The sequence below is a fragment of the Herbaspirillum sp. NPDC087042 genome, from assembly GCF_044745245.1.
Taxonomy (GTDB): domain Bacteria; phylum Pseudomonadota; class Gammaproteobacteria; order Burkholderiales; family Burkholderiaceae_D; genus Herbaspirillum.
Genome location: NZ_JBIUZW010000011.1, coordinates 205442 through 214956 on the forward strand (window position 1 = coordinate 205442; position 9515 = coordinate 214956).

Below are 9515 nucleotides of genomic sequence, written 5' to 3' on the forward strand. Positions count from 1 at the left end.
GCCCTTACAGCTTGGATGCAATCAGCTTGCCCAGGCGTTCCACGCCGGCGCGGATCTGCTCGGGCGGCACGGTCACGAAGGACAGGCGCAGCGTGTTCTTCTGGGCGACGTTGGCATAGAACGGCGCGCCCGGCACGAAGGCGACCTTCTCTTGCTCCACCGCGTCAGTCAGCAAGGCGCCGGCATCGATGTGCTCGGGCAGGGTCACCCAGATGAACATGCCGCCTTCGGGCTTGCTCCAGGAACAGCCTGCCGGGAAGTACTGCTGCAGCGCGTCCAGCATGGCCTGGCACTGGTCGCCATAGAGCTGGCGGATGGTCGGCACGTGCTGGTCCAGGAAACCGTCCTTGATGGCCTCGTAGACCACCATCTGCGTGAGCTGGGCGGTATGCAGGTCGGTGGCTTGCTTGGCCTGTTCCATCTTCAGGATCAGCGGACGCGGCGCCACCACGTAGCCCAGGCGGATACCCGGCGTGAGTACCTTGGAGAAGGAACCCATGTAGATCACACCCGACGGGTTCATCGACAGCATCTTGGGCAGCGGCGCATTGCGATAGCTCAGGGCGCCATACGGATCATCCTCGATCAGCGGCAAGCCCAGGCGGGCACAGGTTTCCACCAGCTTGATGCGGCGTTCGACGGGCAGCGTGCGGCCGGTCGGGTTCTGGAAGTTGGGCAGCGAATACAGCATGCGCGCACCACCGGCGATGGCTTCGATGGTCTCGGGCTGCAGGCCGTTCTCGTCACTGGGCACCGATTCGAACTGTGCGCCATAGAGTGCAAAGGCTTGCAGCGCGCCCAGGTAGCTGGGGGTCTCGACCAGCACCTTGCTGCCCTCGTCGATCAGGACCTTGCCCAGCAGATCCAGGCCTTGCTGGGAACCGGACACCATCAGCACCTGATCCGGGGTGATCTGGGCGCCATCGGTGGAGAGCGAAGCGGCGATCCATTCACGCAGCGGCAGGTAGCCGTCGGTCGGGCCGTATTGCAGGGCGGTCTTGCCCTGCTGGCTCAGCACGCGGTCGAAGGCCACCTTCATGTGCTCCACCGGGAAGGTCTGCGGCGAAGGCAGGCCACCGGCGAAGGAGGTGATGTCCGGACGCATGGTGATCTTGAGGATTTCGCGGATGGCCGAGCTCTTCATGGCCTCGGCGCGCCGGGATAACTGCCATGGCAGCGCTGCGGGATTTTCGAGTTTCATACGAGTCTCTATTCTGTTCTGGTCTGAGGTGGCAGCGATGGCCGTGCGACATTCTGCGCGCGCATCGGCCCGGTCTTGCAATGACGCTCAGGCGATCTCGGCGATCATTTCGATCTCGACGCAGGCGCCCATGGGCAGCTGGGCTACGCCGAAGGCCGAACGGGCATGCTTGCCGGCGTCGCCGAAGATCTCGCCGATCAGCTCGGAGGCGCCATTGGTGACCAGGTGGTGTTCGGTGAACTCGCCGGTGGAATTGACCAGGCTCATCAGCTTGACGATGCGCTTGACGCGGGTCAGGTCGCCACCACAGGCAGCCTGCAGGGTGGCGATCAGGTCGATGGCCACGGCGCGCGCGGCCAGCTTGGCTTCGTCGGTGCCGATGTCACGTCCCAGCTGGCCGACCCAGACCTTGCCATCCTTCTTGGCCAGGTGGCCGGAGAGGAACACGGTATTGCCGGTTTGCGCATACATCACATAGGCTGCGGCCGGGGTCGCCACGGCGGGCAGTTCGATGTTCAGTGCGTTGAGCTTTTCGTAGACGGACATGCGGTACTCCCTGTTGTGCATCGCCCCGGCCATCGCGGCAGGTGGGCGTTGCGCGTTAAGAAATGAAGAAAATGAAGAAAAACAAGAGATCGATTATCTCAAATATCCGGCGCTTTGGCCGCAGCATTTCGGCTCGCAATGGCCGTTCCCGCGTGGCAAGCGTGGCCTGGCGCGCAGGCTAACGGCGCACCGCCATGCGCCGCCCCACCGCTACCACGGCAATCACCGCCAGCGCGAAGAGCAGGTTGCTCGCATCCAGCGCCTCGCCGGCGATCACGGCCGCGCCCAGCAGGCTCATGAAGGGCTGCAGGAGCTGCACCTGCCCCACGCGGGCGATGCCGCCCAGCGCCAGGCCCTTGTACCAGAAGAAGAAGCCGATGAACATCGAGAACAGCGACACATAGGCGAAGGCCAGCCAGGCCGGTGCCGATGCGGTGATGCCATATTGCCAGCCCAACCAGACCGAGACCGGCACCATCACCGGCAGCGACACCACCAGCGCCCAGGCGATCACGTTCTGCCCGCCCATGGTCTGGGCCAGGCGCCCCCCTTCGGCATAGCCCATGGCGGCGGTGACCACGGCGGCAAACAGCGCAAAATCAGCCGGCTGGAAACTGCCACCCCCTTCGCGCAGGGCGAAGGCGATCACGATGCCCGACCCGGCCAGCGCGGCCAGCCAGAATCCGCCCGAGGGCCGCTCGCCGAAGCGCAGCGCACCGAACAGGGCCGTGGCCAGCGGCAGCAGGCCGACCACGACCGCACCATGCGCGGCCGGCACATGTCGCATGGCGATCGAGGAAAACAGCGGGAAGCCCACCACCACACCCAGTGCCGTGATGATGAGACCACGCAGTTGCCGGGCATCGGGACGCGGCGCCCGCACCCAGGCCAGCAGCACCAGCGAGCACAGGCCCGCCACCACGGCGCGGCCGAAGGCGACGAAGGCCGGGTTCAGCTCGGCCACGGCGATACGGGTGAACGGCAGGGTCAGGCTGAAGACGGCCACGCCGACCAGCCCTAGCCACATGCCACGGGATTCGTTGCGCGCCTGGCTGTGTGGCGCGGGCGTGGTGACGCCGGTATCAGTACCTGCCTGCATGAAGGCCGTCCTCTTTTTGAGTAAACGATATAAAGGATTTGCGTCTTTTTCCGACGGACTCAGAACCAGATCGCCAGCGCCGAATACACGGTCAGCACGACCATGGTGGCGGCAAACACCATGCGCCACAGCGGACGCTCCAGGTAGCGGCGCAAGACCGCACCGGCACCGGCCCAGACCGACACGCACGGCAGGTTGATGGCGCAGAACACCAGGCAGTAGATCAGGATCGCCAGCCAGGCGGGCTGTTTATGCAATAACGGCATGAAGGCCGAGGCGCCGGTGATGGCCATCACCCAGGCCTTGGGATTGGCGAACTGGAACACCGCCGCCGCCGCGAAGGACATCGGCCGGGCCGCCCGCTCCCCCGCGCCAGATACGCCCATGCGGCGCAATTGCCAGGCCAGGTACAGCAGATAGGCACAGCCCAGTGCCTTGAGCACGATCACCAGCTGCGGCAGTGCCACGACCAGCTCGCCTATACCGAAAGCGCATAAAGCCAGCAGCACGCCGAAACCGAAGGTGATGCCCAGCATGTGCGGCAGCGAGCGGCGAAAACCGAACCAGATCCCGGAGGAGGTCAGCATGATGTTGTTGGGGCCGGGCGTGATGGAAGACACGAAGGCAAAGGACATCAGCGGCAACAAGGCTTCGATCATGCCGTCCTCCGTTGCCCATCCTGGGGCAGCGTGAGCACCTGGGCCGGCGCCAGCAAGGTATCGGCCACGGGCGCAGCGCGCATGAGCACGCGGGCGAACACGTCGTGATCGACATTGCCGCCGGAGAGCGTCACACCGATCTTGCGACCACGCAGGCGGCCCCGGATCTGCAGGGCCGCCGCGATGGCGCAGGCCCCGGCCCCCTCGGCCACATTGTGGGTGGCGATGTAGGCCAGCTTCATGGCATCCATGACTTCGTCGTCGCTCACGGCGATGACCTCGTCGACCTGCGACAGCATCACCTCCAGCGAGGCCTGGTCCGGCACACGGCAGGCCACGCCATCGGCGATGCGGGTCGATACCGGGGATTCGATCTTGCTGCCGGCCTCGAAGGACAGCTTGTAGGCCAGCGCATGTGCTGAAACCACGCCGATGATGCGGGTCTTGAGACCCAGTGCGTTGCGCGCGGCCACCGCGCCGCACATGCCCGAGCCCTGGCCGATGGGTACCAGCACCAGGTCCAGCTCCGGCTGGGCGGCGAACAGCTCCATCCAGTAGGTCGATACGCCAGCCACCAGGTCACGGTGGAAGGACGGGATCATGTGCAGCTGGCGTTGCGCGGCCAGTTGCTGGGCGTGTTCGCGGCTTTCCTGGAACTCGCTGCCGTGCTCGACCAGCTCCACACCCAGGGCGCGCATGGCGGCATTCTTCTCGCGGCTGTTGCCCTCGGGGACGACGATGGTGGCGGCCATGCCGAAGCGGCGCGCCGCCAGGCCGACCGATTGCCCATGGTTACCACGGGTGGCCGAGATCACGCCGTGGCTTTGCGGCTGCTGTTGCGCCAGGCGATGCAGGTAGACCATGCCACCGCGCACCTTGAAGGCGCCGGTGGGGGCATGGTTTTCATGCTTGACCCAGACTTCGGCGCCCAGCGCCTGGCTCAGCAAGGGCCAGCACAGTTGCGGTGTGGGCGCCATGCCAGCATAGACGATACCGGCGGCCTCCTCGATCTCGGCGAGGTTGGGCAGCAAGGTACAGGCGGCTTGGGTCATGGTGTATCTCCGGCAAAAATAGGGATCATTGGCAAGCCTGTGGCTGATTCCAGCATGATGGCGCAAGTTGCGGCGCCATCGGCTGCATCACGCAGGCTCTTGTCATGGAAGTCATCCTAGCCGACAATACCGATACAGTACCTGTACACTTTTTCACTTAATCAAGATTATTGTCACGGCAAAATGACCAATACAGTCAAGCAATTGCGCCCACGCCAGCACGATACAGCCCACGCCGAAGCCACCCTGCCCGGCTGGCCGCTGCTGCTGCGCGAGAGCGGAGAATCGCTGGTCGAGCAGATCGTGCGCGGCATCCGCGCCCGCATCGATGACAGGCTCTTGCGCAGTGGCGTGCGCATGCCCTCGATCCGCCAGTTCGCCGACGCCAACCAGATCTCGCGCTTTACCGTCGTGGAAGCCTATGACCGGCTGGTGGCACAGGGCTATCTGGAATCGCGCCGGGGCTCGGGTTTCTACGTCAAGGAACGTTCGTCGCTGGCCGGTGGCTACGGCCTGGCTGCCGCCCAGGCGGAAGCCGCCGCCGAGGCGGGGCGCGGGCTGGATGTGGTCTGGCTGGTGCGCAACATGTTCCGCCAGATGCCACCGCACAAGATGCCCGGTGGAGGCCTGCTGCCCCCTGATTGGCTCGATGGCGAACTGATCGCCAACGCCCTGCGCGCGGTCAGCCGCGACAATCCCTCGCTGCTGCTGGGCTATGGCACGCCACAGGGCTTCCTGCCCTTGCGCCAGCAACTGCAATTGAAGCTGGCCGAACTGGAGATCGCCGCCGCGCCCGAGCAGATCGTGCTCACCACCGGCGTCACCCAGGGGCTGGATACGGTGGCCCGGCACTTCCTGCGGCCGGGAGATGTGATCTTCGTCGATGATCCGGCCTGGTTCCTGATGTTCGGCTCCTTCGCCGCGCTGGGCGCCAAGGTAGTGGGCATCCCGCGCCTGGGCGATGGCCCCGACATCGCGCGCCTGCGCGAACTGGCGGCCGTGCACAAACCCAAGCTGTATGTGATCAACTCGGTGCTGCACAATCCGACCTCGACCTCGCTGTCGGCGGCCAAGGCCTTCCAGGTCTTGCGCATCGCCGAGGAGCACGACTTCATCATCGTCGAGGACGACATCTACTGCGACATGCATCCCGGCTCGGCGGTGCAGCCGGCCACCCGCATCGCCGCGCTGGACCAGTTGCAGCGGGTGATCTACCTGGGCGGATTTTCCAAGACGCTATCGGCCAACCTGCGGGTGGGCTTCATCGCCACCTCGGCCGACCTGGCGCGCAGCCTGGCCGACCGCAAGCTGCTCTCCACCCTCACCACTGGCGAGATCGGCGAACGCGTGGCCTACAAGGTGCTCTCGGAAGGACACTACCGCAAGCATGCGGAGCGGCTGCGCGCGCGGCTCAATGGCGGACGCGACAAGGTGATGCGCCAGCTCGAAAAACTGGGCATGGAAGTGGGTGATCCGCCGCCCTGCGGCATGTTCCTGTGGGTCGACACCGGACGCGATACCAATGTCATGACCGAAGCCGCCATGGAACAGGGCTTCCTGCTGGCGCCCGGCAGCCTGTTCTCGCCCTCGCAGCTACCCTCCACGCGCATGCGCATCAACGTGGCCAGCATGGCCGACCCGGGCATCTGGCACTTCCTGGAGCGGGCGATGGAGCGCTGAACACAGCGCCCTATCATCCCGCCGGACTACGCAATCAGGCCGTCACCAGGTGGATGCGGGCCACCTCCTGGTTGGAGGCGTTGTAGAAGGCATAGTCGGTGGTACCGGGGAAGTACACGTAGTGGTCCGAGCCGTTGGCCATGATCTGCAAGCTCTCGCTGTTGCTCATCGTCACCGTCAGCAGATGCGAAGTGGCGCCGCTGGCCAGGCCCATGTTGATCACGTCCTGGGCCGTGATGACGATATTGGTGCCACTGCCGGAACTCACGTCCAGGTTGGTCAGGCCGCTGACCTTGCTGGAGAAATTGCTCAGCGTCAGGCTGCTGCCCAGGTCGGAGAAGTGCAAGGTGGTCACACCAGCGCCGCCACTAATCGAGTTGATGTTGGACACGCCGGTGGTCTCGTTGACCATGTCACTCTGCGCCCCGGCCGAGCTGTGCGAACCGGCACTGACGTTGATCATGTTGGTGCCGCTGCCCACGGTCACCGTGTTGTGGCCGCCATCAAAGACGTTGAAGATATCGGTGCCGGAGCTGGCACCACCGCCATTGAGAACGTTGGTCGTGGTAGTGCCGCGCGCCGACAGGGTATTGGCACCGCTGTTGCCGATCAGGGTACTGTCGATATAGGCGCTGCCTTCCAGGTTGGCGATGCCGATGTACTGGTCACCGGCGGCATCGCCGCCCGATCCCAGTCCTGTGGCCAGGTTGGCCGTAATCGCCGTGCTCGAGCTGCCGCTGTTGGCATAGTAGTAGCTGACCGTATCGGTGCCGCCACCACCGGTAAAGGTGTTGGTGTCGCTGTTGGCATAGAAGGTATCGTTACCGGCACTGCCCACCACGTTCTGGATGTGCGTATAGGTATCCCCGGCGGCATACCCTCCCGAACCCGTGCCGTGATACAGGTCCACCACCACCGCCGTACTGCCCGAGCGCGCATAGTTCACCGTATTGGAACCACCACCGCCATCGAAGCTGTTAGCGATGTTGCTGGCGTAGAACATGTCGTTGCCGGCACCACCGATCAGGTTGGAGATGTTGTAGAACTTGTCACCGGCATCGTAGCCGCTGCCGCTAGCCGTGATGGTGTTGGTCAGGTCGACGGTCACGCCCACGTTGGAATAGGCATAGCTCACCGTATCCACGCCACCATTGCCATAGAAGATGTTGGCATGCGTGCTGGCATAGAACAAGTCGTTCTGGGCACTGCCGATGACGTTGTCGATATTGACCAGAATATCGCCCTGTGCGTCGCCACCGGTGCCGGTACCGTTCTGCAGATCGACCGTCACCCCCAGCGCCGAACCGTTGTACGACGCATAGGTGTAAGCGCGGTTGGCGGCGATGGCGGTGATGGTATCGGCACCTGCGCCCCCTTCCAGCACCGACTGCACACCCACGGTGGCGTAGCCGGTCAGCGCATCGTTGTAGGCGCTGCCGACCGCATTCTCGATGTTGACGTAGGTATCGCCGGCGGCATAGTTGCCACTGCCGATGCCGGTACTGAGGTTGACCGTCACACCATTGGTGCCATCGCTGCTGGTGGACAAGGAGTAGTTGACCGTGTCCGAACCACCCGCGCCGCCATTGAGGATGTTGGCGTAGCTGCTGGCATAGAACACGTCGTTGTTGCTGCTGCCGATGATGTTGTCGATATTGAACAGGGTATCGCCCTGGGCATCACCGCCCGTCCCCGTACCCGCCTGCAGATTGATCGTCACGCCGGCCGACGAACCTACGTAGGAGGCGTAGGTGTAAGCACGGTTGGCCACGATCGCGGTGAGCACGTCGGCGCCCTTGCCGCCGGTCAGCACCGACGTCACGCCGGCCGTGGCGAACCCGGTCAGCACGTCGTTGTAGTCGCTGCCGATGACATTCTCGATATTGGCGTAGGTATCGCCGGCGGCATAGTTGCCACTGCCCACGCCGGTGGCGAGGTTGACGGTCACGCCATTGGTGCCGTCACTGCTGGAGGTGCCGGCATAGCTGACCGTATTGGAACCGGCACCACCATCGAGGTGATTGGCCGCCAGACTCGCCACAAACGTATCGTCGTAGTTGCTACCCGTCAGATCCTGGATGTTGACCAGCTTGTCGCCCTGCGCATACCCACCCGAGGTCCCGGTGCCGTCGGTGTAGTTCAGGTTAATCGTCACGCCCGCGTTGGAACTGGCGTAACTGACACGGTTATGCGAACTGGCCGTGCTGACACCACCATCGAAATTATTGGCCGCCGCACTGGCGACGAAGGTATCGTCGTAGCTGCTACCGGTCAGATCCTGGATGTTGGCCAGCGTGTCGCCCTGGGCATAGCCACCCGAGGTCCCGGTGCCATTGGTGTAGTTCAAGTCGACTGTCACCGCCGCGTTGGAACTGGCGTAACTGACGCGGTTATGCGAACTGGCCGTGCTGACACCACCATCGAAATTATTGGCCGCCGCACTGGCGACGAAGGTATCGTCGTAGCTGCTGCCCGTCAGATCCTGGATGTTGGTCAGCGTGTCGCCCTGGGCATACCCTCCCGAGGTCCCGGTGCCATTGGTGTAGTTCAGGTCGACTGTCACAGCCGCGTTGGAACTGGCGTAGCTGACACGGTTATGCGAACTGGCCGTGCTGACACCGCCATCGAAATTATTGGCCGCCGCACTGGCGACGAAGGTATCGTCGTAGCTGCTGCCTGTCAGATCCTGGATGTTGACCAGTGTGTCACCCTGGGCATATCCACCCGAGGTCCCGGTGCCGTCAGTGTGGCTCAGATCGACCGTCACGCCCGCGGTGGAACTGGCGTAACTGACGCGATTATGCGAACTGGCCGTACTGACGCCACCATCGAAATTATTGGCCGCCGCACTGGCGACGAAGGTATCGTCGTAGCTGCTACCGGTCAGATCCTGGATGTTGGTCAGCGTGTCGCCCTGGGCATAGCCTCCCGAGGTCCCGGTGCCATTGGTGTAGTTCAGGTCGACCGTCACAGCCGCGTTGGAACTGGCGTAACTGACACGGTTATGCGAACTGGCCGTGCTGACACCGCCATCGAAATTATTGGCCGCCGCACTGGCGACGAAGGTATCGTCGTAGCTGCTACCCGTCAGATCCTGGATGTTGGCCAGCGTGTCGCCTTGGGCATAACCACCCGAGGTCCCGGTGCCATTGGTGTAGTTCAGGTCGACCGTCACGCCCGCGGTGGAACTGGCGTAACTGACACGGTTATGCGAACTGGCCGTGCTGACACCGCCATCGAAATTATTGGCCGCCGCACTGGCGACGAAGGTATCGTCG

The 9515-nt window shown here is 63.8% G+C and carries 7 protein-coding genes; 1 reads left to right on the forward strand and 6 read right to left on the reverse strand.

The window, feature by feature from the left end; all coding sequences use genetic code 11:
• Positions 1-4: 4 nt before the first annotated feature.
• The 5 genes from ACIPHN_RS16515 to ACIPHN_RS16535 form a co-directional block, all read right to left on the reverse strand.
• Entirely contained in the window at positions 5-1201 is a 1197-nt protein-coding gene (locus tag ACIPHN_RS16515; RefSeq protein WP_400437810.1) for a PLP-dependent aminotransferase family protein, read from the reverse strand.
• An 87-nt stretch (positions 1202-1288) separates the two neighbouring features.
• Positions 1289-1747, reverse strand: coding sequence for a RidA family protein (locus tag ACIPHN_RS16520; protein ID WP_198980282.1), 459 nt, complete (start codon positions 1745-1747; stop codon positions 1289-1291).
• A 178-nt stretch (positions 1748-1925) separates the two neighbouring features.
• Positions 1926-2846 carry a DMT family transporter gene (locus ACIPHN_RS16525; protein ID WP_400437811.1) on the reverse strand — a complete coding sequence of 307 codons (921 nt, stop codon included), beginning with the start codon at positions 2844-2846 and terminating at the stop codon, positions 1926-1928.
• 59 nt (positions 2847-2905) lie between these two features.
• A complete protein-coding gene (locus ACIPHN_RS16530) occupies positions 2906-3505 on the reverse strand; it encodes a LysE family translocator (protein WP_400437812.1) in 600 nt (199 codons plus the stop codon).
• A complete protein-coding gene (locus ACIPHN_RS16535) occupies positions 3502-4557 on the reverse strand; it encodes a threonine dehydratase (RefSeq protein ID WP_400437813.1) in 1056 nt (351 codons plus the stop codon). The genes ACIPHN_RS16530 and ACIPHN_RS16535 overlap by 4 nt, the downstream gene beginning before the upstream one ends.
• Before the next feature lie 183 nt (positions 4558-4740).
• On the opposite strand from ACIPHN_RS16535, the gene ACIPHN_RS16540 reads away from it, so the two are divergent.
• Entirely contained in the window at positions 4741-6237 is a 1497-nt protein-coding gene (locus ACIPHN_RS16540) for a PLP-dependent aminotransferase family protein (protein WP_400437814.1), read from the forward strand.
• A gap of 34 nt (positions 6238-6271) precedes the next feature.
• Here the strand turns inward: ACIPHN_RS16540 and ACIPHN_RS16545 are convergent.
• Positions 6272-9515 (reverse strand): beta strand repeat-containing protein (locus ACIPHN_RS16545; protein ID WP_400437815.1); only part of this gene is annotated, 3244 nt, incomplete at its 5' end.